General features: G+C 35.9%; 37 protein-coding genes and 1 other annotated feature. All 37 genes read left to right on the forward strand.

The window, feature by feature from the left end; translation table 11 throughout:
- The first annotated feature begins 2 nt into the window (after positions 1 to 2).
- The gene (locus RYK07_RS03005; protein WP_314852361.1) at positions 3 to 335 is read left to right on the forward strand and encodes a glycine cleavage system protein H; all 333 of its coding nucleotides are present in this window, start codon (positions 3 to 5) and stop codon (positions 333 to 335) included.
- Complete coding sequence (locus RYK07_RS03010; RefSeq protein WP_314852363.1) at positions 328 to 1,119, forward strand: protein-ADP-ribose hydrolase; 792 nt, start codon at positions 328 to 330, stop codon at positions 1,117 to 1,119. The genes RYK07_RS03005 and RYK07_RS03010 overlap by 8 nt, the downstream gene beginning before the upstream one ends.
- A 47-nt stretch (positions 1,120 to 1,166) precedes the next feature.
- The gene (locus tag RYK07_RS03015; protein ID WP_314852380.1) at positions 1,167 to 2,039 is read left to right on the forward strand and encodes an NAD-dependent deacetylase; all 873 of its coding nucleotides are present in this window, start codon (positions 1,167 to 1,169) and stop codon (positions 2,037 to 2,039) included.
- Complete coding sequence (locus RYK07_RS03020; RefSeq protein ID WP_314852365.1) at positions 2,026 to 3,048, forward strand: lipoate--protein ligase; 1,023 nt, start codon at positions 2,026 to 2,028, stop codon at positions 3,046 to 3,048. Before RYK07_RS03015 ends, RYK07_RS03020 begins: the two co-directional genes overlap by 14 nt.
- Before the next feature lie 61 nt (positions 3,049 to 3,109).
- Positions 3,110 to 3,229 (forward strand) — a sequence feature (ribosomal protein L10 leader region).
- Positions 3,230 to 3,257: 28 nt separating this feature from the next.
- Positions 3,258 to 3,761, forward strand: coding sequence for a 50S ribosomal protein L10 (gene rplJ / locus RYK07_RS03025; RefSeq protein WP_314076807.1), 504 nt, complete (start codon positions 3,258 to 3,260; stop codon positions 3,759 to 3,761).
- A gap of 60 nt (positions 3,762 to 3,821) precedes the next feature.
- A complete protein-coding gene (rplL, locus tag RYK07_RS03030; RefSeq protein WP_006703256.1) occupies positions 3,822 to 4,190 on the forward strand; it encodes a 50S ribosomal protein L7/L12 in 369 nt (122 codons plus the stop codon).
- Between the two features lie 251 nt (positions 4,191 to 4,441).
- The gene (locus RYK07_RS03035) at positions 4,442 to 5,023 is read left to right on the forward strand and encodes a xanthine phosphoribosyltransferase (protein WP_314852367.1); all 582 of its coding nucleotides are present in this window, start codon (positions 4,442 to 4,444) and stop codon (positions 5,021 to 5,023) included.
- On the forward strand, positions 5,020 to 6,282 hold the full coding sequence (locus RYK07_RS03040) for a nucleobase:cation symporter-2 family protein (RefSeq protein WP_314852381.1): 1,263 nt from the start codon (positions 5,020 to 5,022) through the stop codon (positions 6,280 to 6,282). Before RYK07_RS03035 ends, RYK07_RS03040 begins: the two co-directional genes overlap by 4 nt.
- A gap of 102 nt (positions 6,283 to 6,384) precedes the next feature.
- Positions 6,385 to 6,915 (forward strand): NUDIX hydrolase, encoded by a 531-nt coding sequence (locus RYK07_RS03045; protein WP_314852369.1) that lies wholly within the window; start codon positions 6,385 to 6,387, stop codon positions 6,913 to 6,915.
- A gap of 12 nt (positions 6,916 to 6,927) precedes the next feature.
- Complete coding sequence (locus RYK07_RS03050; RefSeq protein ID WP_314355069.1) at positions 6,928 to 7,245, forward strand: hypothetical protein; 318 nt, start codon at positions 6,928 to 6,930, stop codon at positions 7,243 to 7,245.
- A gap of 171 nt (positions 7,246 to 7,416) precedes the next feature.
- On the forward strand, positions 7,417 to 8,454 hold the full coding sequence (locus tag RYK07_RS03055; RefSeq protein ID WP_314355068.1) for an AEC family transporter: 1,038 nt from the start codon (positions 7,417 to 7,419) through the stop codon (positions 8,452 to 8,454).
- A gap of 92 nt (positions 8,455 to 8,546) precedes the next feature.
- Positions 8,547 to 9,545: a 2-hydroxyacid dehydrogenase gene (locus RYK07_RS03060; RefSeq protein WP_314355067.1), complete on the forward strand. Its 999-nt coding sequence runs from the start codon at positions 8,547 to 8,549 to the stop codon at positions 9,543 to 9,545.
- A gap of 141 nt (positions 9,546 to 9,686) precedes the next feature.
- Positions 9,687 to 9,878, forward strand: a complete 192-nt coding sequence (locus RYK07_RS03065; protein ID WP_314355066.1) for a hypothetical protein — start codon at positions 9,687 to 9,689, stop codon at positions 9,876 to 9,878.
- Between the two features lie 12 nt (positions 9,879 to 9,890).
- Complete coding sequence (locus RYK07_RS03070) at positions 9,891 to 10,124, forward strand: hypothetical protein (RefSeq protein ID WP_314355065.1); 234 nt, start codon at positions 9,891 to 9,893, stop codon at positions 10,122 to 10,124.
- A gap of 29 nt (positions 10,125 to 10,153) precedes the next feature.
- Positions 10,154 to 10,381: a hypothetical protein gene (locus RYK07_RS03075; protein ID WP_314355064.1), complete on the forward strand. Its 228-nt coding sequence runs from the start codon at positions 10,154 to 10,156 to the stop codon at positions 10,379 to 10,381.
- A 382-nt stretch (positions 10,382 to 10,763) separates the two neighbouring features.
- On the forward strand, positions 10,764 to 11,072 hold the full coding sequence (rpsJ, locus tag RYK07_RS03080) for a 30S ribosomal protein S10 (RefSeq protein ID WP_039849279.1): 309 nt from the start codon (positions 10,764 to 10,766) through the stop codon (positions 11,070 to 11,072).
- Between the two features lie 25 nt (positions 11,073 to 11,097).
- Complete coding sequence (gene rplC / locus RYK07_RS03085) at positions 11,098 to 11,730, forward strand: 50S ribosomal protein L3 (protein ID WP_006703267.1); 633 nt, start codon at positions 11,098 to 11,100, stop codon at positions 11,728 to 11,730.
- A gap of 26 nt (positions 11,731 to 11,756) precedes the next feature.
- Positions 11,757 to 12,380: a 50S ribosomal protein L4 gene (rplD, locus tag RYK07_RS03090; protein ID WP_227932295.1), complete on the forward strand. Its 624-nt coding sequence runs from the start codon at positions 11,757 to 11,759 to the stop codon at positions 12,378 to 12,380.
- The gene (gene rplW, locus RYK07_RS03095) at positions 12,380 to 12,670 is read left to right on the forward strand and encodes a 50S ribosomal protein L23 (RefSeq protein ID WP_006703269.1); all 291 of its coding nucleotides are present in this window, start codon (positions 12,380 to 12,382) and stop codon (positions 12,668 to 12,670) included. The genes rplD and rplW overlap by 1 nt, the downstream gene beginning before the upstream one ends.
- Before the next feature lie 40 nt (positions 12,671 to 12,710).
- Positions 12,711 to 13,541, forward strand: coding sequence for a 50S ribosomal protein L2 (gene rplB, locus RYK07_RS03100; RefSeq protein WP_006703271.1), 831 nt, complete (start codon positions 12,711 to 12,713; stop codon positions 13,539 to 13,541).
- A 51-nt stretch (positions 13,542 to 13,592) separates the two neighbouring features.
- The gene (gene rpsS, locus RYK07_RS03105) at positions 13,593 to 13,874 is read left to right on the forward strand and encodes a 30S ribosomal protein S19 (RefSeq protein WP_006703273.1); all 282 of its coding nucleotides are present in this window, start codon (positions 13,593 to 13,595) and stop codon (positions 13,872 to 13,874) included.
- A 19-nt stretch (positions 13,875 to 13,893) separates the two neighbouring features.
- Positions 13,894 to 14,250, forward strand: a complete 357-nt coding sequence (gene rplV / locus RYK07_RS03110; protein WP_006703275.1) for a 50S ribosomal protein L22 — start codon at positions 13,894 to 13,896, stop codon at positions 14,248 to 14,250.
- 3 nt (positions 14,251 to 14,253) lie between these two features.
- A complete protein-coding gene (gene rpsC / locus RYK07_RS03115) occupies positions 14,254 to 14,916 on the forward strand; it encodes a 30S ribosomal protein S3 (protein ID WP_006703277.1) in 663 nt (220 codons plus the stop codon).
- A 2-nt stretch (positions 14,917 to 14,918) separates the two neighbouring features.
- The gene (gene rplP, locus RYK07_RS03120; protein ID WP_006703278.1) at positions 14,919 to 15,353 is read left to right on the forward strand and encodes a 50S ribosomal protein L16; all 435 of its coding nucleotides are present in this window, start codon (positions 14,919 to 14,921) and stop codon (positions 15,351 to 15,353) included.
- Complete coding sequence (gene rpmC, locus RYK07_RS03125; RefSeq protein WP_006703280.1) at positions 15,343 to 15,549, forward strand: 50S ribosomal protein L29; 207 nt, start codon at positions 15,343 to 15,345, stop codon at positions 15,547 to 15,549. Before rplP ends, rpmC begins: the two co-directional genes overlap by 11 nt.
- Before the next feature lie 24 nt (positions 15,550 to 15,573).
- Positions 15,574 to 15,840, forward strand: coding sequence for a 30S ribosomal protein S17 (gene rpsQ, locus RYK07_RS03130; RefSeq protein ID WP_006703281.1), 267 nt, complete (start codon positions 15,574 to 15,576; stop codon positions 15,838 to 15,840).
- Positions 15,841 to 15,878: 38 nt separating this feature from the next.
- The gene (rplN, locus tag RYK07_RS03135) at positions 15,879 to 16,247 is read left to right on the forward strand and encodes a 50S ribosomal protein L14 (RefSeq protein WP_005607465.1); all 369 of its coding nucleotides are present in this window, start codon (positions 15,879 to 15,881) and stop codon (positions 16,245 to 16,247) included.
- A 30-nt stretch (positions 16,248 to 16,277) separates the two neighbouring features.
- A complete protein-coding gene (rplX, locus tag RYK07_RS03140; RefSeq protein WP_006703282.1) occupies positions 16,278 to 16,589 on the forward strand; it encodes a 50S ribosomal protein L24 in 312 nt (103 codons plus the stop codon).
- Positions 16,590 to 16,613: 24 nt separating this feature from the next.
- Positions 16,614 to 17,153, forward strand: coding sequence for a 50S ribosomal protein L5 (gene rplE / locus RYK07_RS03145; RefSeq protein WP_006703283.1), 540 nt, complete (start codon positions 16,614 to 16,616; stop codon positions 17,151 to 17,153).
- 26 nt (positions 17,154 to 17,179) lie between these two features.
- Positions 17,180 to 17,365 (forward strand): type Z 30S ribosomal protein S14, encoded by a 186-nt coding sequence (locus RYK07_RS03150; protein WP_005607459.1) that lies wholly within the window; start codon positions 17,180 to 17,182, stop codon positions 17,363 to 17,365.
- 32 nt (positions 17,366 to 17,397) lie between these two features.
- A complete protein-coding gene (rpsH, locus tag RYK07_RS03155; protein ID WP_006703284.1) occupies positions 17,398 to 17,796 on the forward strand; it encodes a 30S ribosomal protein S8 in 399 nt (132 codons plus the stop codon).
- 26 nt (positions 17,797 to 17,822) lie between these two features.
- Complete coding sequence (rplF, locus tag RYK07_RS03160; protein ID WP_314354478.1) at positions 17,823 to 18,359, forward strand: 50S ribosomal protein L6; 537 nt, start codon at positions 17,823 to 17,825, stop codon at positions 18,357 to 18,359.
- 59 nt (positions 18,360 to 18,418) lie between these two features.
- Positions 18,419 to 18,784, forward strand: coding sequence for a 50S ribosomal protein L18 (gene rplR, locus RYK07_RS03165; RefSeq protein ID WP_040507629.1), 366 nt, complete (start codon positions 18,419 to 18,421; stop codon positions 18,782 to 18,784).
- Between the two features lie 21 nt (positions 18,785 to 18,805).
- A complete protein-coding gene (gene rpsE / locus RYK07_RS03170; RefSeq protein WP_006703287.1) occupies positions 18,806 to 19,306 on the forward strand; it encodes a 30S ribosomal protein S5 in 501 nt (166 codons plus the stop codon).
- Positions 19,307 to 19,319: 13 nt separating this feature from the next.
- On the forward strand, positions 19,320 to 19,499 hold the full coding sequence (rpmD, locus tag RYK07_RS03175; protein WP_006703288.1) for a 50S ribosomal protein L30: 180 nt from the start codon (positions 19,320 to 19,322) through the stop codon (positions 19,497 to 19,499).
- 32 nt (positions 19,500 to 19,531) lie between these two features.
- A complete protein-coding gene (rplO, locus tag RYK07_RS03180; protein ID WP_006703289.1) occupies positions 19,532 to 19,972 on the forward strand; it encodes a 50S ribosomal protein L15 in 441 nt (146 codons plus the stop codon).
- Positions 19,972 to 21,270, forward strand: coding sequence for a preprotein translocase subunit SecY (secY, locus tag RYK07_RS03185; protein WP_314354477.1), 1,299 nt, complete (start codon positions 19,972 to 19,974; stop codon positions 21,268 to 21,270). The genes rplO and secY overlap by 1 nt, the downstream gene beginning before the upstream one ends.
- Positions 21,271 to 21,336: the final 66 nt, after the last annotated feature.

Here is a 21,336-nt window from a genome sequence, read left to right on the forward strand (position 1 = left end):
CAATGAGAAAATTTGCAAATTTTTTATGGATTGATAAAGAAGGAGACCGTTATACAATTCGTATGACGCCAGAATTACAAGATGATGTGGGTACAATTGGTTTTGTTCAATTTAGCCAAGATGAAGTGTTAGAAGCAGAAGAAGAAATCGTTAGTATTGAAGCTTCAAAAACAGTAATGTCTATTGTGACTCCAATTGGAGGAAAAGTAGTGGAATATAATAAAGCTGCAGTAGATGAACCAACATTATTAAACTCTGAAAAAACAGAAGAACATTGGTTAGTTGTATTAACAGATGTCGATGAAGCGCAATTTTTGGCATTAGAAGATGAATAAAGACACGCAAATTTATCGATTACAGCAAATGATTGCTTTTTTGACGGAAGAAAAAGGGGAAGCTATTCCAGATTTGTCTCAAAAATCAGAACCAGAATTAGAAGAAATATGGCGTGGACTCGTTAATGTTCGACCTGCTGGTGATGTGGATCCTCATTATTTAGAACTGGAAGAGGCTTATTTAAAGCAATATCATACGGGTGCGATAGTTGGAATGGAAAGTTGCCAAGATACAAATGAAGAGAGAATTAATTTATATCATGGAGACTTATGCCATTTAGAAGTGGATGCAATTGTAAATGCAGCGAATAGTGATTTGTTAGGATGTTTTATTCCAAATCATCGTTGTATTGATAATGCAATTCATACGTTTGCAGGAGTCAAGTTAAGAGAATGTTGTCATCAAATCCAACTTGTTCAAGGAAAAAAAGAACCGGTAGGATCTGTGAAGGTGACACCAAGTTTTCATTTGCCGTGTGAGTATGTATTTCATACAGTGGGTCCTTTTATTCCACCTGGAAAGCCAGTTACGGCCATTCGAAAACAATTATTAGAGAAATGTTATATTAGTTGCTTGAAGAAAGCAGAAGAAATGAAGTTAGAAAGTCTTGCTTTTTGTGGGATTTCAACGGGTCAATTTGGGTTTCCAGTAGAAGAGGCTGCTTCAATTGCAGTTTCGGTTGTAAAAGACTGGTCTAAGCAACATACTTTCCCAGAAACAATTATTTTATCGACTTATACAAATGAAGAACAAATGGCCTATGGGAAATTATTACAATTATAAAATAGAAGGGAGGAGAAACAGTGGAGTGGATTACACCGATACAAGAGATGGAAAGTCAAGCACAACAATTAAAAAGTTTATTTGAAGAAGCAGATGCGATTGTTGTAGGAATTGGTGCAGGAATGTCTGCTGCAGATGGGTTCACTTATATTGGGGAACGTTTTGAGTCAGCTTTTCCAGATTTTATAGAAAAATATCAATTATTAGACATGTTACAAGCAAGTTTATTTCAATTTGCAAGTTGGGAAGAGTACTGGTCTTTTCAAAGTCGTTTTATTGCATTGAATTACTTAGATCAACCAGTGGGATCAGCTTATGTAGAGTTGAAAGAAATGCTTGAAACAAAACCTTATCATATTATTACAACGAATGCTGATAATGCCTTTGAAGTAGCAGGATTTGATATGAAAAAAGTATTCCATATTCAAGGAGAATATGGATTGTTACAATGTAGTCAACATTGTCATCCGCAAACTTATCGAAAAGATGAATTGATTCGAGAGATGATTGCTCAGCAAAAAGATATGAAAGTTCCTTATGAATTAATACCATTTTGTCCAGAATGTGGAGCGCCATTAGAGATTAATAAGCGTAATGCAGAAAAAGGTATGGTGGAGTCTGCAGATTTCTTTGAACAAAAAGCACGTTATGATGCCTTTTTGAAACAATATGAAACTGGGAAAGTCGTCTATTTAGAAATTGGAATTGGATTTACAACACCACAATTTATTAAAACGCCATTCCAAAAGAAAGTGACAGAAAATCCAAATGCAGTTTATGTGAGTATGAATCATAAACATTATCGAGTGCCTTTAGCCATTCGAAATCGCACCCTACTATTATCAGAGAATATTGCAACATTAATACACGAAACACATCAATTATTAAAGGAAGAAGGAAAGTTTTATGTATTTGATTGAACCAATTAGAAATGGAAAGTATGTTACAGACGGAGCAGTAGCTCTTGCAATGCAAGTGTATGTGCAACAAAATGTATTTTTAGATGATGATATTTTATTCCCTTATTACTGTGATCCAAAAGTGGAAATTGGTAAATTCCAAAATACAGTTGCAGAAGTGAATGAACAATATTTAAAAGAAAATAATATTCAAGTCGTTAGAAGAGATACGGGTGGTGGTGCCGTATATGTAGATTCAGGTGCTGTAAATGTTTGTTATTTAATTCAAGATAATGGAGTGTTTGGAGATTTTGAAAGAACATATGCTCCTGCAATTAAAGCTCTTCATGAATTAGGGGCGACAGGAGTAGAAAAAACGGGTCGAAATGACTTAACGATTGATGGGAAGAAAGTTTCTGGAGCTGCGATGACGATTAGTAATGGTCGTGTTTATGGAGGTTATTCTTTACTATTAGATGTGGATTATGATGCAATGGAAAAAGTTTTGAATCCAAACAAAAAGAAATTACAATCAAAAGGGATTCAATCTACAAGAGCAAGAGTAGGTTCAATTCGTCCGAATTTAGCACCAGAATATCAAGATATTACGATTGATGAGTTTAAAAACTTAATGACTTGTAAGTTGTTAGGAATTGATTCCATTGATGAAGCCAAACGTTATGTATTAACGGAAGAAGACTGGAAAGCTATTGATGAATTGACAGCTAAAAAGTATAAAAATTGGGACTGGAATTATGGAGAATCTCCACAATATAGTGACTACCGTGATGGAAGATTTAAAGCAGGAACAATTCAAGTATACTTAGAAGTAGAACAAGGAAGAATTACAAAATGTAGTATTCGTGGAGATTTCTTCTCTAAACGAGAAATTCAAGATGTAGAAACTCAATTGATTGGCGTTCGTATGGTAGAAGAAGATATTAAAGCTGTATTAGATACATTTGAGTTAACAGAATATTTTGGAGCAGTCACTTCTGAAGAGTTAACAAAACTCATTTTAGGAGAGTAAGCAAAAAATATTCAAAAATACAAAAAAATAGTTGACAAGTACTTTTTGTTCCTGTAAACTATTTTCTAGTTGAATGCGACCGAAGACAGTAGGAGGCTTTAGCCTTAATATCCTACCGAGGGAGAACAAGTTGATCTTATTTCTCTATGTCTTTGTGGGCATAGAGTTTTTTTATGCCCTACCTAAAATTCAGGAGGTGAAACACGAAGATGAGTGAAGCAATTATTGCTAAAAAAGCGCAACAAGTTTCTGAAGTTGCTGAACAATTCAAAAACGCAACATCTGTTGTAGTTGTGGATTATTTAGGAATTACAGTAGAACAAGCAACAAACTTACGTACAGAATTACGTAACGCAGGTGTACAATTTGCAGTTGTAAAAAACAGCATCTTATCACGTGCAGCTAAAGAAGCTGGTTTAGAAGGAATGGATGACATTTTCAAAGGACCATCAGCTGTAGCTTTCAGTAACGATGACGTAGTAGCTCCTGCTAAAATCTTAGCTGACTTTGCTAAAAAAGTTGAAGCTTTAGAAATTAAAGCAGGTGTAATCGAAGGTAAAGTTTCTTCTAAAGAAGAAATCGAAGCTCTTGCAAAATTACCAAACCGCGAAGGCTTACTATCAATGCTATTATCAGTATTACAAGCACCAGTTCGCAACACTGCATTGGTATTCAAAGCCGTTGCAGATCAAAAAGATGGCGCAGCTGCTTAAAGCTAGCTAGCTAATCAAAAAATAATAAAAATTAATTAACCAAAATGGAGGAATTTTAAAATGGCATTAAACATTGAACAAATCATTGCTGACATTAAAGAAGCAACTGTATTAGAATTAAACGACTTAGTAAAAGCAATCGAAGAAGAATTTGGCGTAACAGCAGCAGCTCCTGTAGCTGTAGTAGCTGGTGGCGCTGGTGAAGCTGCTGAAGAAAAATCAGACTTCGATGTAGAATTAACATCTGCAGGCGACAACAAAATTAAAGTAATTAAAGTTGTTCGTGAAGCTACTGGTTTAGGATTAAAAGAAGCTAAAGCTTTAGTTGATGGCGCTCCTGGAATCTTAAAAGAAGGCGTTGCTAAAGAAGAAGCAGAAGCATTAAAAGCTCAATTAGAAGAAGTTGGAGCTTCTGTAACATTAAAATAATTTTTAATGAAACTTTCAAGGTCGGACGATTATGTCCGGCCTTTTTTGTTGCCTAAAAATGAATATTTCAATTAAGAATAAAACTTATTGTTCGTTTTTAATTAAAATTTCATAAATAAACTATTGATTTTACAAAATGTAAGTATTAAAATACAGATATTCCAAACGAACAAGAGTGTAAATGTATGCTTTTTGTTTGGGGTAAAGTATTGTGAGGAAGTAAGAAAACTATTTGATTAGTAGGAGGACTTATGAAATTACTAGAAGAACGCATTTTGAAAGATGGTCATGTTTTAGGTGAGAATATTCTTAAAGTGGATTCCTTTTTAACGCACCAAGTGGATATTCGTCTAATGCATGAAATTGGAAAAGTTTTTGCAGAAAAATTTGCGAATGTCGGAATTACAAAAGTTGTAACAATTGAAGCGTCCGGTATTGCTCCAGCGGTTTATGTAGCTGACAAATTAGATGTTCCAATGATTTTTGCAAAGAAATCTAAAAATATTACGATGAATGAAGGAGTGCTAACTGCTGAAGTATATTCCTTTACTAAAAAAGTAAGTAATACGGTATCTATTGCCGGTAAATATCTTTCTACGGAAGATAAAGTATTGATTATTGATGACTTCTTAGCAAATGGTCAAGCTGCTAAAGGTTTGATTGAAATCATTAAACAAGCAGGTGCTAAAGTAGAAGCGGTAGGAATTGTCATTGAAAAATCATTCCAAGATGGTCGTGGATTGATAGAAGAGGCTGGTTATCCAGTATTATCATTAGCTCGTATTGAGCGTTTTGAAAATGGGAATGTTATTTTTAAGGAGGCAGATTTATAATGCAACAACAAAAGCACTCGCAAGCAGCAGTTTTAGGGTTACAACATTTATTAGCAATGTATTCAGGTTCTATTCTTGTTCCTCTAATGATTGCTACAGCTTTAGGATATTCTAGTGAACAATTAACGTATTTGATTTCTACAGATATTTTCATGTGCGGGGTTGCTACATTGTTACAACTTCAATTAAACAAACACTTTGGTGTAGGTCTTCCGATTGTATTAGGGGTAGCATTCCAATCGGTGGCACCTTTAATTATGATCGGTAAGAGTCATGGTAGTGGAGCGATGTTTGGTGCTTTAATCGTTTCAGGGATTTATGTCATTTTAGTTTCGGGAATATTTTCTAAATTAGCGAACTATTTCCCTTCTATTGTGACGGGTTCTGTGATTACAACAATTGGATTAACATTAATACCAGTAGCGATTGGAAATATGGGAAATAATTCTCCAGAGCCAACTGCGCAAAGTTTATTACTTTCAATTATTACAGTTGTTATTATTCTTTTGATTAATATTTTTACAAAAGGATTTATTAAATCGATTTCGATTTTAATTGGGCTGATTGTTGGAACAGTTGTTGCAGCGAGTATGGGCTTAGTTGATTTTTCACCGGTACAGCAAGCGGCTGTTGTTCATGTTCCGTCTGTGTTTTATTTTGGAATGCCTACTTTTGAATTGTCATCTATTGCAATGATGTGTATTATTGCCACAGTTTCAATGGTGGAGTCTACTGGAGTTTATATGGCTTTATCAAATATTACTGCTGAAACAATTGATGCAACTCGTCTTCGTAATGGGCTTCGTGCTGAAGGGATGGCAGTGTTACTTGGTGGGTTGTTTAATACATTTCCATACACAGGGTTTTCTCAAAATGTTGGATTAGTAAAAATTTCTGGAGTAAAAAATCGTCTTCCAATCTACTACGCTGCAATCTTTTTAATTATTTTAGGTTTATTGCCGAAGTTTGGAGCGTTAGCGCAAATTATTCCTAGTCCTGTTATTGGGGGAGCAATGGTTGTAATGTTTGGATTTGTTTCGCTTCAAGGGATGCAAGTGTTATCAACGGTTGATTTTGTTAATAATGAACATAACTTCTTAATTGCAGCGATTTCTATTAGTATGGGGGTTGGATTTAATAATAGTAATTTATTTATTAGTATGCCGACTGCTGTTCAAATGTTTTTCTCAAATGGGATTGTAGTAGCGAGTGTTGTAGCAATTTTCTTAAATACTGTGTTAAATCGAAAGAAAAATTAGAGAAACTTTCAAAAATTATAAGAGAAGGTCTAACGGATCTTCTCTTTTTTGTGTTTCAGAAAAAAAGAGATATAATAGTGAGTGCGGATTGGAGGAAGATGTATGAAAGATTTACAATTTTATTTAGAATTAGAAGACAATGAATGGGAAAGAACAGGCGAACAAAAGGATCGCCATTGTGCAAGAGCGATTGTTGTGGATGATGAAGACCGGTTTTACTTTGTTCAAATTACTAGAGATGATTTATTCGGACTAGGAACTTATATTGAAACTGCCGGTGGAGGTTTAGAAGAAAATGAAAATGCAGAAGAAGCAGTGGTAAGAGAAGTTAAGGAAGAATTAGGCATCGATAGTGAACTGTTATGTAAAATCGGAATAGTGAGTGACTATTATCATGCAGTAAATCGTCATAATATGAACCATTATTATTTATGTAAAATGAAGAGTCGTGGTGAACAAGCATTATTGGATTATGAAAAGAATGATTTTCAAATGAAGGTATTAATGCTTGGATATGAAGAAGCGGTAGATTTATATGAAGCACAAACAGACAAAAAACTGGGAAGATTATTAACGAATCGTGAATTGCCGATTTTGAAAGTAGCTAAACAATGGTTAGAGGAAAATCAATAGGAGGCGAGAGAAGTGAATCGATCCTATTATGCTTTCAAAATATTGACGCATGTATTGAATGCAAATCAAATAAAGTTGCCATCAGATGAATTTAAAGGAATATTAGAAGCGTTGCAAGAGGGTCATTTAAGTGAAGTGAAAAAGAGCTTTTCTCCATTAGGAAAATTAGTTGCAAGAGTGTTTGAGGTAGAACCGCTAAATGCTCATCAATATTATTTTGTAGAATGGGGAAATCAAGCAATAGCTGTCACGAGTAGTGCGGATTTGTTAGCAGTGCTGTTAAAGGTGTCTTCTGAACAACCAGAAATTCGAATTTGTACAGAGAAATAGAAGTGAAGTTTGATATACGAATTTATCATCTGAATGAAATGTTTTTTTCATAACGAATTAATGTTTTCATAACAAGAAAATATTTTGCAAATAAAATGAAAAATATGGTAAAATACTGGGGTATGTGCAAGAGTACATAAAAATATCAATAGAAAAGGGGTTAATTTTTAGATGTCATCAGCTGAAATTCTAAAAGTTTTAACAGCGCCAACATTTGTGGCAGCAATCTTTTCAACAATTTCTATTATTTTAGTCGGATATATTATCCGTAAAAAAGGAATTGTTGATGCAAATAGTGGGAAAGTTATTAGTAACTTAGTTTTAACGGTTGCGATTCCTGCGTTAGCGTTTAAAGCATTTATGCAAGATATCAAACAAGAAACATTTACAACAGGTCTAAATGTATTTATCTTTGGTTTTATTGCATATGTTATTTTAATTGGTTTAGGAGAATTGTTCTTCATGAAAGAGAAAGGGGATCGTAAAACGACTCTTTCTGTTTTAACAACATTCGGTTCAACAACATTCTTCGGTATTCCAATTATTAACGGATTACTAGGAGCGACTGGTACATTATATGCGAATATTTTCAACTTAGCTTATCGTGTATTCTTATATTCATATGGATTAATTCGTATGAGTGGTATGAAATTCGAGAAGAAAAACTTAAAATTAATTTTTGGAAATATTATCGTAATTGCAACTTTTGCTGGTTTATTAATTTGGGTATTCCAAGGTTCATTACCACAAGTTGCTGTAATGGATAAAGATAAAGAAGTTATGGTAGCTTTCTTACGTATCGATAAAACAGCTCCATGGTTATTCAAAGCTATTTCTTATTTGGCTGATTTAAGTTCACCATTAGCTTGGTTAGCAATCGGTATTACATTAGGAAATATTTCTTTAGGAGACGCTGTGAAAGAACGTGCAGTATGGTTCTACAGTGTCATTAAATTATTAGTAGTTCCAGCTATATTTGTAGCAATTATTTTTGCGGTACGTCCATTCTTACCAATGGGTTATGAAGCTGCAATGGGAATTATTATTATGCTTGCAACACCACCTGCAACAGTAGCAGTAGCTTATGCGATTAAATATGATCGTGAAGCAATTTTAGCAAGTAATGCGTCATTATTAGCAACAGTATTAAGTGTTGCGGCAGTAGTATTCTGGATTGTAGTAGGTTCAGTTATTTTAAAAGGTCTATAATCTAGGTTCAATTAAATAAATATTTTTAGGAATGGAAAAGTAGAACCGTGCAAGAGGGGATACTTTTCCATTTCGATATTGGAGGAATAAACGTGAAAGTATTAGCATACGGAGTTCGTGATGTAGAAAAACCAATTTTTGAATCAGTAAATGCAAAATTTGGTTATGAATTAGTAACAACACCTGAATATTTAAATTCAGAAGAAACAGCACGATTAGCAGAAGGGTGTCAAGCAGTTATTTTACGTGGAAATTGCTGGGCAAATAAAGAAAATTTAGATATTTATAAAGAGTTAGGCGTTAAATATGTAATTACTCGTACAGTAGGGGTAAACCACATTGATGCAGCTTACGCACGTGAATTAGGATTTAAATTAGGATATGTACCATTCTATTCACCAAATGCGATTAGTGAATTAGCAGTGACATTAGCTATGGCATTATTAAGAAATGTTGCATACACAGTTTCAAAAACAAGCAAACAAGATTTCCGTGTAGATGCACAAATGTTTGCGAAAGAAATCCGCAATTGTACAGTAGGTGTAGTAGGGATTGGCCGTATCGGTTTAACAACTGCAAGATTGTTCAAAGGATTAGGTGCAAAAGTTTTAGCTTATGATGCGTTCCCTAAAGAAGGAGTAGACGATATTTGTACTCAAGTATCTTTAGATGAGTTATTAGCAAATTCAGATGTGATTAGTATTCATGCGCCATATATTCCAGCGAATGGAAAAGTTATTACAAAAGAATTTATTAGCAAAATGAAAAAAGGTGCTATCTTAGTAAACACAGCTCGTGGTGAGTTACAAGATGTTGACGCTATTATCGAAGCGGTTGAATCTGGTCACTTATCAGGTGTAGGTTTAGACGTATTAGAAGGAGAAAGTGCAGTATTCTTTAAAGACTTACAAGGTCAAAAAATCGCAGATCCTGCAGTTGCAAAATTAGTAGATTTATATCCTCGTGTACTAATTACTCCACATATGGGAAGCTATACAGATGAAGCAGTATTAAACATGATTGAAACAAGTTTCGAAAATATTAAAGAATATGAAGAAACAGGTCAATGTAAATTTGATATCCAAGGTTAATTTGAAAAGAAACACTCTAGGCGAAAGCTTAGAGTGTTTTTTTAATGACTTTAGTCATGGTAAGTAGTGACTTTAGGCACTAAACGATAAGGGAAGAATTAGATATACTAAACATGTAAAAACGTAAAGGAAGTGATTGGGATGACAGAAGTAAAAGAAAATAACAAAATGAAAAAAATATTTAAAAACTTATTCTGGTTTTATGTTGCAGTGTTAACGATATTAATGGTAAAAGTATTCGTTGGTGGAGAATCAGTCATAGAATACGTAACGGGAGAAAAGTTTGTACTCTTCATTCCGATCCTATTAGGCGTTATATCAGAAGAAGTGTAGGGAGGAATAACAATGAGAAAAGATGAGAATGGAAAAGAAAAACAAGTGAATATTACAGGGAGAACAATTTGGGCAGCGGTACTCATTATCAATGTAATCCTAATTCTGATTAAACTGTTTAATGTGTTTTATTTTAAACATTCGTTTGGAGAAGAATTTAATGTTACTTATTTTATGTCACTGTTTCCGACTTTCTTTTTATTCTTCGTGACAGCTAATATTGAGAAAGAGAAAAGTGAAAGTTAAAAAATGCTAGAAGTTTAAGGAGGATAACAATGAGAAAAGATGGGAATGGTAAAGAAAGAAGAGTAGATATTACAGGAAGAAGAATCTGGACGGCAGCAATTATTATAAATGTAATACCTATTTTGATTAAATTATTTAATGTATTGTACTTTAAACATTCATTTGGAGAAGAATTTAATTATCCTTACTCCATTTCGCTAGTCACAATTTTATTTTTATTCGTAGTAACAGCTATTTTAGAAAAAGAAGAAAAATAAAATTTTTTAAAATAAATTTTTGAGAGAAAAAATTGTATTGGTTTTCAAGAATTTTAAGACTTAAAACTAAACAGCTAGAAACGTTGATATAATAATGTTTCTAGCTATTTTTGAATAAAAATGAAACACACGGCGGCGTTTGTATAAAAAAAGATTGATAAATCAACAAAAAAAGCTTGCATTTTTATAAATTAGCATGTATACTATTAAAAGTGTCGCAGGGGGATAAGTATGCCCACGTGCGATACCCCCTGTAAAGGAAACAGGGGTAGCTATGAAACGAGAGGTTGCGACACACCCGGACGCTTTGCCACGAAAGGGAAACGTCGGAAATTCGCGTGGAGCTAGTCTTATGACAACATTAGACGAAGGAGGAAAGAAAATGGCAAAACAAAAAATCCGTATCCGTTTGAAAGCTTACGAACACCGTGCGCTTGATCAATCAGCGGAAAAAATCGTAGAAACAGCAAAAAGAACTGGTGCTAGCGTAGCTGGTCCAATTCCATTGCCTACAGAAAGATCGCTATATACAGTTATTCGTGCGACTCACAAATACAAAGATTCTCGCGAACAATTTGAAATGCGTACTCACAAACGTTTGATTGACATTGTCAATCCAACACCAAAAACTGTTGATGCCTTAATGAAACTTGATTTACCAAGTGGCGTTGACATCGAAATCAAATTATAATTTATAGAAAAATGGAGGTGTAACCATGACCAAAGGAATCTTAGGCAAAAAAGTAGGGATGACTCAATACTTTACAGAAGCAGGTGAACTTATTCCTGTAACAGTTGTAGAAGTAACTCCAAACGTTGTTCTTCAATTAAAAACAATCGAAAACGACGGTTATGAAGCTGTTCAATTAGGTTTCGACGACTTACGTGAAGTTTTATCAAATCGCCCTGCAAAAGGTCATGTAGCAAAAGCAAATGCTACTCCTAAGCGCTTCATTCGTGAATTCAACAATGTCGAGCTTAGCGAGTACGAAGTAGGACAAGAAATCACTGTGGATGTATTTAAAGCAGGTGACATCGTTGACGTAACAGGAACATCTAAAGGAAAAGGTTTCCAAGGTGCGATTAAACGTCATGGTCAATCTCGTGGACCAATGGCTCACGGTTCTCGTTACCACCGTCGTCCTGGTTCAATGGGTGGAGCATCATTCCCATCACGCGTATTCAAAGGTAAAGCTTTACCTGGACAAATGGGTGGCAACCGTATCACTATTCAAAATCTTGAAGTGGTTAAAGTTGATGCAGAACGTAACGTTATCTTAATCAAAGGTAATGTACCAGGATCTAAAAAATCATTAGTAGAAATTAAAACAGCTATTAAATCAAAATAATTCAGTAAGGAAGGAGGAACGAGAGAATGACAAAAGTTACATTATACAAACAAGATGGAACAACAAATGGAGAAATTGAGTTAAACTCAGACATCTTCGGAATTGAACCAAATGAAAATGTAGTATTCGACGCAGTAATCATGCAACGCGCTTCATTACGTCAAGGAACTCACGCAGTTAAAAACCGTAGTGCAGTAAGCGGAGGCGGCCGTAAACCATGGCGCCAAAAAGGAACTGGTCGTGCTCGTCAAGGATCAATCCGTTCACCACAATGGCGTGGCGGAGGTATTGTATTCGGACCAACACCTCGTTCATATAGTTACAAATTACCAAGAAAAGTACGTCGCTTAGCGATTAAATCAGTATTATCACAAAAAGTATTAGATCAAAAGCTTGTTGTAGTGGAAGCATTACAATTCGACGCACCAAAAACAAAAGAGTTTGCACAAGTATTAGCTAACTTAAAAGTTGACACAAAAGTGTTAGTAGTTGTTGAATCTTCAAACGAATTCGCACAATTAGCTGCACGTAACATTCCAAACGTAACAGTTGTTGATGAAACACAAGTTACTGTTTTAGATGTTGTAAACAACGATAAATTAGTATTAACACAAGCTGCTCTTTCTAAAGTAGAGGAGGGACTTCAATAATGGATGCACGTGACGTAATCAAACGCCCAATCATTACTGAAGCTTCAATGCTTGCTACTGACGAAAAGAAATATACTTTCGAAGTAGACGTACGCGCAAACAAAATTGAAGTACGTCAAGCCGTAGAAGAAATTTTTGGTGTTAAAGTAGAAAAAGTTAACATCTTAAATGTACGTGCTAAATTCAAACGTGTTGGCCGCTATGCTGGTTACACAAACAAACGTCGTAAAGCAATCGTGAAGCTTACAAAAGACTCAAAAGATATTCAAATCTTCGCTGAAGAAGCATAATCTTCGAAGCAAAACTACTATTATATAGGAGGAATTAGACGTGGCGATTAAAAAATATAATCCAACCTCAAACGGCCGTCGTAATATGACAGGTTATGATTTCAGCGAAATTACAAAGTCAACACCAGAAAAAACTTTGTTAGAATCATCAAAAAACAACGCTGGTCGTAACAGCCAAGGTAAAATCACTGTACGTCACCAAGGTGGCGGACACAAACGTGCTTATCGTGTGATTGACTTCAAACGTAACAAAGATAACGTTGAAGGAGTTGTTCACTCAATCGAGTACGATCCAAACCGTTCAGCAAACATTGCTTTAATTCACTATGTTGATGGTGTGAAAGCATATATTATTGCTCCAAAAGGTTTACAAGTAGGACAACGTATCGAATCAGGCGTTAACGCTGATATCAAAGTTGGTAATGCATTACCATTAGGAAGCATTCCAGTCGGTACTGTTATCCACAACATTGAAACAAAACCAGGTAAAGGCGGACAATTAGTTCGTTCAGCTGGTACAAGTGCACAAGTACTTGGTCAAGAAGGTAAATACACTTTAGTTCGTTTGAACTCAGGTGAAGTTCGTATGATTTTAGCAACTTGCCGTGCAACAATCGGTACTGTTGGTAACGAACAACATGAATTAATTAACATTGGTAAAGCTGGTCGTGCTCGTTGGAAACGTAAACGTCCAGAAGTTCGTGGATCTGTAATGAACCCTAACGATCACCCACACGGTGGTGGTGAAGGTCGTGCTCCAATCGGACGTCCAACACCAGTATCTCCATGGGGTAAACCAGCTCTTGGATACAAGACTCGCAGCAAGAAAGCTCGTTCAAACAAACTTATTGTTCGTGGTCGTAAAAAATAATTATTAAAATAAATCTGATTCTATTAAAATTTTGGAAGGAGGATTTCCATAATGGGTCGTAGTTTGAAAAAAGGACCTTTCGTCGATGAACATTTGATGAAAAAGGTTGAAGCAGCTCAAGGAAGCGACAAAAAAGTAGTGATCAAAACTTGGTCTCGTCGTTCAACAATTTTCCCAAACTTTGTTGGACAAACAATTGCTGTATATGACGGCAGAAAACATGTTCCAGTTTATATTCAAGAAGACATGGTAGGACACAAACTAGGTGAATTCGCACCAACAAGAACTTACCGTGGTCATGCAAATGATGATAAGAAGAGTAAACGTAAATAACGAGGGGAGGACTTAAACTATGTCAGAACAAATCACATCTGCAAAAGCAGTTGCTAAAACAGTTCGTATTGCACCTCGTAAAGCTCGTCTTGTTGTCGATCTAATTAGAGGTAAAAAAATCGGTGATGCAATTTCAATCTTGAAATTCACACCACGTGCAGCTTCACCAATCGTAGAGAAAGTGTTGATGTCTGCAATTGCAAATGCTGAACACAATTTCGACTTAGATGTTGAAAACTTATATGTAAGTGAAGCATACGTGAACGAAGGACCAACAATGAAACGTTTCCGTCCACGTGCTAAAGGTTCAGCTTCACAAATCTTAAAACGCACAAGCCACATCACTGTAGTGGTATCAGAGAAGAAGGAGGGATAATCAGTGGGTCAAAAAATTCATCCAATTGGAATGCGTGTCGGAATCATCCGTGATTGGGATTCAAAATGGTACGCAGAAAAAGATTTCGCAGAATTCTTGCATGAAGATTTAAAAATCCGTGATTATATCCGTAAACAATTAAGCGACGCTAGCGTTTCAACAATTGAAGTTGAACGTGCAGCTAACCGCGTTAATGTTTCAATCCACACTGCAAAACCTGGTATGGTTATCGGTAAAGGTGGATCTGAAGTTGATAAATTACGTACAAACTTAAATAAATTAACAGGTAAAAAAGTACACATCAACATCGTGGAAATCAAAAAACCTGATTTAGATGCAAAATTAGTTGCTGAAGGAATTGCTCGTGACTTAGAACGTCGTATTGCTTTCCGTCGTGCACAAAAACAAGCTATCCAACGTACAATGCGTGCAGGTGCTAAAGGAATTAAAACAATGGTATCAGGTCGTTTAAACGGTGCAGATATCGCTCGTTCAGAAAGCTATTCTGAAGGAACAGTTCCATTACACACATTACGTGCAGATATTGACTACGCTTGGGAAGAAGCAGATACTACTTACGGAAAATTAGGTGTTAAAACTTGGATTTACCGTGACGAAGTATTACCAACAAGAAAGAACAACAACTCTGAGAAAGGAGGGAAATAAACATGTTAGTACCAAAACGTGTAAAACACCGTCGTGAATTCCGTGGAAAAATGCGCGGGGAAGCTAAAGGTGGTAAAGAAGTAGTATTCGGTACATACGGTTTACAAGCAACAGAATCTCACTGGATTACAAACCGTCAAATCGAAGCAGCTCGTATTGCAATGACTCGTTATATGAAACGTGGTGGGAAAGTATGGATTAAAATTTTCCCTCACAAATCATACACAGCTAAAGCTATCGGGGTACGTATGGGTTCTGGTAAAGGGGCACCTGAAGGTTGGGTAGCACCAGTTAAACGTGGTAAAATCATGTTTGAAATTGCTGGAGTTTCAGAAGAAGTAGCTCGTGAAGCTTTACGTTTGGCATCACACAAATTGCCAGTTAAAACAAAATTTGTGAAACGCGAAGAAAATGGTGGTGAATCGAATGAAGGTTAATGCACTTAGAAAAGAACTTAAAGGGTTATCCACTGCTGAACTTGTTGAAAAAGAAAAAGAATTAAAGCAAGAACTATTCAACTTACGATTCCAACTTGCTACTGGTCAATTAGAAGGTACAGCACGCATTCGTGAAGTACGTAAACAAATTGCGCGTATCAAGACTGCATTGCGTCAAGAAGAATTGCAAAAATAATCATCAGCAAAGGAGGCAATGAACATGACTGTAGAACGTAACCAACGTAAAGTGTATCAAGGTCGCGTTGTTTCAGATAAGATGGAAAAGACTATTGTAGTTGCTATTGAAACTTACAAACGTCACAAAACTTACGGAAAACGCGTTAAATATACGAAAAAATTTGTAGCTCATGATGAAAATAACTCAGCTAAAATCGGTGATATTGTTAAGATCATGGAAACTCGTCCATTGTCAGCAACAAAACGTTTCCGTTTAGTTGAGATTGTTGAAGAAGCAGTAATTATTTAATTTCAAATTGTGTATACATTTGAAAGGAGGAACCAATAGTGATTCAAACAGAAACTCGTTTAAAAGTGGCTGACAACTCAGGCGCTCGTGAAGTATTGACAATTAGAGTTCTAGGCGGATCTGGCCGCAAAACAGCTAACATCGGTGACGTAATCGTTGCATCTGTTAAACAAGCAACACCAGGTGGGGTTGTTAAAAAAGGTGACGTTGTTAAAGCTGTAATCGTTCGTACGAAATCAGGAGCTCGTCGTAAAGACGGTTCTTATATTAAATTCGACGAAAACGCATGTGTAATCATTCGTGATGACAAGAGCCCTCGTGGAACACGTATCTTTGGACCAGTTGCACGTGAATTACGTGATAACAACTATATGAAGATCGTTTCATTAGCTCCAGAAGTATTATAATTCTCATCAAAATCGAAGGAGGTGTAACACATGCACGTAAAAACTGGTGATAAAGTTAAAGTAATCTCAGGTAAATACAAAGGAAAAGAAGGAGTAATCCTAAAAAGTTTTCCAAAACAAAACCGAGTTCTTGTTGAAGGTGTGAACATTGTTAAGAAACATCAAAAACCATCTCAAGCTAACCAAACAGGCGGCGTAGTTGAAATGGAAGCACCAATTCATGTTTCAAACGTAATGCTAATTGACCCTTCAACAGGTGCAGCTACACGAGTTAGCTACAAGGTTGAAAATGGTAAAAAAGTTCGCGTGTCTAAACGCACAGGCGAAGTACTAGATAAGTAATTTTAGGAAGGAGGACCATCCTGCATGAATCGCTTAAATGCAAAATACAAAAACGAAGTGGTAGCTTCTTTAATGGAAAAGTTTAACTACAAATCAATTATGGAAGTACCTAAAGTAGAAAAAATCGTTATCAACATGGGTGTTGGTGATGCAACATCAAACGCTAAAAACTTAGAAAAAGCAGTTGAAGAATTAACATTAATTTCTGGTCAAAAACCAGTTGTTACTACAGCTAAAAAATCAATCGCTGGTTTCCGTTTACGTGAAGGTATGCCTATCGGTACTAAAGTTACTTTACGTGGTGAACGTATGTATGATTTCTTAGATAAATTAGTAACAGTTTCATTACCTCGTGTACGTGACTTCCGTGGAATCTCTAAAAAATCATTTGACGGACGCGGAAACTACACTTTAGGTGTGAAAGAACAATTAATCTTCCCTGAAATTGACTACGATCGCGTAGACAAAGTACGTGGTATGGATATCGTTATCGTAACTACTGCTAAATCAGACGAAGAAGCTAAAGAATTATTAACTCAACTTGGAATGCCTTTCCAAAAATAAAATAAAACTCACAGGAGGCGAGTAGTTTGGCTAAAAAATCAATGATCGCAAAGAACAAACGTCCAAAAAAATATTCAACACAAGAATATACTCGTTGTGAACGTTGTGGTCGACCACATTCAGTTTATCGTAAATTCAAACTTTGCCGTATTTGTTTACGTGAGCTTGCCTATAAAGGGCAAATCCCAGGAATGAAGAAAGCAAGTTGGTAATCATTACTACTTGATAAAGGAGGTACTCATTAATGGTTATGACAGATCCAATCGCGGATTTCTTAACTCGTATTCGTAATGCGAACATGGTTCGTCACGAATCTTTAGAAGTTCCGTCATCAAATATGAAAGTGGCTATTGCTAACATTTTAAAATCTGAAGGATTTATCAAAGACTTCACAGTTGAAGAAGATGGTAAGCAAGGTGTCATGAAAGTATTCTTGAAATATGGAAAAAATAACGAACGTGTAATCACAGGATTGAAACGTATTTCTAAACCTGGTTTACGTGTGTACGCTAAAACAGGCGAAGTTCCTAAAGTATTAAACGGTTTAGGTATCGCTATCGTATCAACATCTGAAGGTGTTATTACAGACAAAGAAGCAAGAGCTAAAAACGTAGGTGGAGAAGTTCTAGCATACGTTTGGTAATCTAGAAAACAAGGAGGTGCAGCCAAGTGAGCCGTATCGGAAATAAACCAGTTGTTATCCCAGCAGGTGTAACAATCGACTTAAAGGACAATACAGTAACTGTTAAAGGTCCAAAAGGTGAATTATCATATACATTCAACCAAAATATCACATTAGTTCAAAACGAAGGTGAAGTTGTTTTCACTCGTCCAGATGACACAAAAGAAAACAAAACAATCCACGGAACAACTCGCGCAGTATTCAACAACATGGTTGTTGGTGTTACTGAAGGATTCCAAAGAGAATTGGAATTAATCGGGGTTGGGTATCGTGCTCAATTACAAGGTAAAAAACTTGTATTAAACGTTGGATATTCTCATCCAGTGGAATTCACACCGGAAGAAGGAATTGAAATCGAAGTTCCTTCAAATACTAAAGTTATCGTAAAAGGTTATGACAAACAAAAAGTTGGCGAATTAGCTGCTAATATTCGTGGCGTACGTCCACCAGAACCATATAAAGGTAAAGGTATTCGTTACGTTAATGAATTTGTACGTCGTAAAGAAGGTAAAACAGGTAAATAATTTTCGTAATTATTTACCTTTTGTTGCGCTATTAGTCGCATAAAAATATATTATAAGAGGTGAAAATTGTGATTACAAAACCAGACAAAAATAAAGTGCGTCAAAACCGTCACGCACGTGTTCGTCGCAAAATTTCTGGTACTGCTGAGTGCCCACGCTTGAACGTTTTTCGTTCTAACAAAAACATCTACGCTCAACTAATTGATGACGTAGCGGGTGTGACGCTAGCAAGTGCCTCTACTTTAGATACAAATGTAGAAAATGGAACAAAAACAGAGGAAGCTGTTGCAGTTGGTAAATTAATTGCAGAACGTGGACTTGAAAAAAATATTAAGAAAGTAGTCTTTGACCGTGGTGGATACTTATACCATGGACGTGTAAAAGCTTTAGCTGAAGCAGCACGTGAAAATGGACTAGTATTCTAGGAAAAGGAGGACCCACAATTCATGGTTAATATTGATGCAAGAAACTTAGAATTAGAAGATCGTGTAGTTGCGATTAACCGCGTTACAAAAGTTGTAAAAGGTGGACGTCGTTTACGTTTTGCTGCTTTAGTTGTTGTAGGTGACCGTAATGGACATGTTGGTTTCGGTACTGGTAAAGCTCAAGAAGTACCAGAAGCTATCCGTAAAGCAATCGAAGATGCTAAGAAAAACTTAATTGAAGTACCAACAAGTGGTTCTACAATTCCTCACGAAGTTATCGGACGTTTCTGCGGTGGTAATGTGTTATTAAAACCAGCTCAAGCCGGTTCAGGAGTTGCTGCAGGTGGACCAGTTCGTGCCGTTGTTGAATTAGCAGGTATCGCTGACGTAACTTCAAAATCTTTAGGTTCAAACACACCTGTAAACATGGTTCGTGCTACAATCGAAGGTTTGAAACAATTAAAACGTGTTGAAGATGTTGCTGCATTACGTGGCAAATCAGTTGAAGAATTATTAGGATAGGAGGACATAGAAAATGGCAGAATTAAAGATCACTTTAAAGAAAAGCTTGATTGGACGTCCTCAAAACCAAATTGATACTTGTAAAGCATTAGGCTTAACAAAAATTCGTTCAACAGTTGTAAAACCAGCTAACGATGCTATCAAAGGCATGGTTAACACAGTATCACATCTAGTGGATGTTGAGGAAGTTTAATTAATCAACTTATAAGAGGAGGTGCCCGAAACATGAAACTTCATGAATTACAACCAGCTGAAGGTTCACGTAAAGAACGTAACCGTGTTGGTAGAGGTCAAGGTTCAGGAAACGGAAAAACTGCAGGACGCGGTAGCAAAGGTCAAAAAGCTCGTTCAGGCGGTGGCGTTAGATTAGGATTCGAAGGTGGACAAACTCCATTGTTCCGTCGTTTACCAAAACGTGGTTTCCAAAATATCAATCGTAAAGAATACGCAGTCGTAAATCTTGAAACATTAAACCGTTTCGAAGATGGTCAAGAAGTGACTGCAGCTGTACTAGTTGAGGCTGGTATCGTTAAAAACGAGAAAGACGGTATCAAAGTATTAGCAAACGGAAAACTTGAACGTAAGTTAACTGTTAAAGCAAATAAATTCTCTCAAGCAGCAAAAGAAGCAATTGAAGCTGCAGGTGGAACTGTAGAGGTGATTTAATGTTCTCTCTACTGAAAAATGCGATCACAACCAAGGATATTAGACAACGTCTTTTATATACACTAATGATATTAGTAGTATTTAGAATTGGTACGCATATTACAGTTCCTGGTGTTAATGCTTCAGCTATTGTAACATTTGCAAATGCGGGTTTCTTTGGTATTTTAAATACATTTAGTGGTGGGGCGCTATCGAACTTCTCAATCTTTTCGATGGGAGTTTCGCCTTACATCACTGCGTCAATCGTAGTTCAATTATTACAAATGGATATTCTTCCTACATTCGTAGAATGGTCAAAACAAGGGGAAGTTGGTCGACGTAAATTAAATACCGCTACTCGTTATTTAACAATCGTAATTGGATTCTTCCAAGCATTTGCGATTTCATTTGGTTTCAACGCTTATGCAAACTATGGATTAATTAACAATCCTGGTATTTCAACATACTTATTAATTGCATTAGTGTTAACTGCAGGAACAATGTTTGTTACATGGCTAGGAGATATGATTACTGTAAATGGGATTAGTAATGGGGTTTCCATTATCATCTTTGCAGGGATTGTAGCTCGTATGCCACATGATATTTATGAATTTTATGTTAATCAATTACAAGGAAAAGCTGATGAAGAGTTATATCGTGCTTATGGATTTACAGCTGCGTTAGCAGTTGCCATTATACTTGTTGTAATGTTAGTTGTATATATTGAGCAAGCGCAACGTCGTTTACCAATTTCATACTCTAAACGTCCAACAGGAGCAAACGAAGCTTCATGGTTACCATTGAAAATTAACTCTGCAGGGGTAATTCCTGTAATTTTTGCAAGTTCGTTTATAGCATTACCTCAAACTGTACTAAGTGCTGTTCATGGCCAATACAGTGAGGAAAGTTGGTATCAAGTTGCAACAAATATATTTGATTACCAAAAACCAGCAGGTGCAAGTTTATATATCTTTTTAATAGTAGTATTTACTTACTTCTATGCATTTGTTCAAGTAAACCCCGAAAAGGTTGCTGAAAACTTACAAAAACAAGGTGGTTACATCTTAAGTGTAAGACCGGGTAAAGATACAGAACATTATATTTCTGGTATGCTTCTAAGATTAAGTACAGTCGGAGCACTTTACTTAGGTGGTATTTCATTATTACCTATGATTGCTGCAGCTTTGTGGAATTTACCACGTGGTTTAATGTTAGGTGGAACTAACTTACTAATCGTAGTTGGGGTTGCACTTGAAATTAGCCGTCAAATTGAAGGCCGAGCAATTAAACGTAAATATAAAGGGTTTATCCAAGAGTAATGAGGAAGATTGACAAAATATTTTATAATGTTTTGTCTTTTCTTCATCTACAATGTAAAGGAGATA

The organism is uncultured Granulicatella sp. (genome assembly GCF_963528315.1).
Classification (GTDB): Bacteria; Bacillota; Bacilli; order Lactobacillales; family Aerococcaceae; genus Granulicatella.

What these genes read in the sequence shown, in the direction of transcription:
- RYK07_RS03005 (WP_314852361.1), top strand. Translation starts at nt 3, where the DNA reads ATGAGAAAATTTGCAAATTTTTTATGGATTGATAAAGAAGGAGACCGT.
- RYK07_RS03010 (WP_314852363.1), top strand. Translation starts at nt 328, where the DNA reads ATGAATAAAGACACGCAAATTTATCGATTACAGCAAATGATTGCTTTT.
- RYK07_RS03015 (WP_314852380.1), top strand. Translation starts at nt 1,167, where the DNA reads ATGGAAAGTCAAGCACAACAATTAAAAAGTTTATTTGAAGAAGCAGAT.
- RYK07_RS03020 (WP_314852365.1), top strand. Translation starts at nt 2,026, where the DNA reads ATGTATTTGATTGAACCAATTAGAAATGGAAAGTATGTTACAGACGGA.
- rplJ (WP_314076807.1), top strand. Translation starts at nt 3,258, where the DNA reads ATGAGTGAAGCAATTATTGCTAAAAAAGCGCAACAAGTTTCTGAAGTT.
- rplL (WP_006703256.1), top strand. Translation starts at nt 3,822, where the DNA reads ATGGCATTAAACATTGAACAAATCATTGCTGACATTAAAGAAGCAACT.
- RYK07_RS03035 (WP_314852367.1), top strand. Translation starts at nt 4,442, where the DNA reads ATGAAATTACTAGAAGAACGCATTTTGAAAGATGGTCATGTTTTAGGT.
- RYK07_RS03045 (WP_314852369.1), top strand. Translation starts at nt 6,385, where the DNA reads ATGAAAGATTTACAATTTTATTTAGAATTAGAAGACAATGAATGGGAA.
- RYK07_RS03055 (WP_314355068.1), top strand. Translation starts at nt 7,417, where the DNA reads ATGTCATCAGCTGAAATTCTAAAAGTTTTAACAGCGCCAACATTTGTG.
- RYK07_RS03065 (WP_314355066.1), top strand. Translation starts at nt 9,687, where the DNA reads ATGACAGAAGTAAAAGAAAATAACAAAATGAAAAAAATATTTAAAAAC.
- RYK07_RS03070 (WP_314355065.1), top strand. Translation starts at nt 9,891, where the DNA reads ATGAGAAAAGATGAGAATGGAAAAGAAAAACAAGTGAATATTACAGGG.
- RYK07_RS03075 (WP_314355064.1), top strand. Translation starts at nt 10,154, where the DNA reads ATGAGAAAAGATGGGAATGGTAAAGAAAGAAGAGTAGATATTACAGGA.
- rpsJ (WP_039849279.1), top strand. Translation starts at nt 10,764, where the DNA reads ATGGCAAAACAAAAAATCCGTATCCGTTTGAAAGCTTACGAACACCGT.
- rplC (WP_006703267.1), top strand. Translation starts at nt 11,098, where the DNA reads ATGACCAAAGGAATCTTAGGCAAAAAAGTAGGGATGACTCAATACTTT.
- rplD (WP_227932295.1), top strand. Translation starts at nt 11,757, where the DNA reads ATGACAAAAGTTACATTATACAAACAAGATGGAACAACAAATGGAGAA.
- rplW (WP_006703269.1), top strand. Translation starts at nt 12,380, where the DNA reads ATGGATGCACGTGACGTAATCAAACGCCCAATCATTACTGAAGCTTCA.
- rpsS (WP_006703273.1), top strand. Translation starts at nt 13,593, where the DNA reads ATGGGTCGTAGTTTGAAAAAAGGACCTTTCGTCGATGAACATTTGATG.
- rplV (WP_006703275.1), top strand. Translation starts at nt 13,894, where the DNA reads ATGTCAGAACAAATCACATCTGCAAAAGCAGTTGCTAAAACAGTTCGT.
- rplP (WP_006703278.1), top strand. Translation starts at nt 14,919, where the DNA reads ATGTTAGTACCAAAACGTGTAAAACACCGTCGTGAATTCCGTGGAAAA.
- rpmC (WP_006703280.1), top strand. Translation starts at nt 15,343, where the DNA reads ATGAAGGTTAATGCACTTAGAAAAGAACTTAAAGGGTTATCCACTGCT.
- rpsQ (WP_006703281.1), top strand. Translation starts at nt 15,574, where the DNA reads ATGACTGTAGAACGTAACCAACGTAAAGTGTATCAAGGTCGCGTTGTT.
- rplX (WP_006703282.1), top strand. Translation starts at nt 16,278, where the DNA reads ATGCACGTAAAAACTGGTGATAAAGTTAAAGTAATCTCAGGTAAATAC.
- rplE (WP_006703283.1), top strand. Translation starts at nt 16,614, where the DNA reads ATGAATCGCTTAAATGCAAAATACAAAAACGAAGTGGTAGCTTCTTTA.
- rpsH (WP_006703284.1), top strand. Translation starts at nt 17,398, where the DNA reads ATGGTTATGACAGATCCAATCGCGGATTTCTTAACTCGTATTCGTAAT.
- rpsE (WP_006703287.1), top strand. Translation starts at nt 18,806, where the DNA reads ATGGTTAATATTGATGCAAGAAACTTAGAATTAGAAGATCGTGTAGTT.
- rpmD (WP_006703288.1), top strand. Translation starts at nt 19,320, where the DNA reads ATGGCAGAATTAAAGATCACTTTAAAGAAAAGCTTGATTGGACGTCCT.
- rplO (WP_006703289.1), top strand. Translation starts at nt 19,532, where the DNA reads ATGAAACTTCATGAATTACAACCAGCTGAAGGTTCACGTAAAGAACGT.
- secY (WP_314354477.1), top strand. Translation starts at nt 19,972, where the DNA reads ATGTTCTCTCTACTGAAAAATGCGATCACAACCAAGGATATTAGACAA.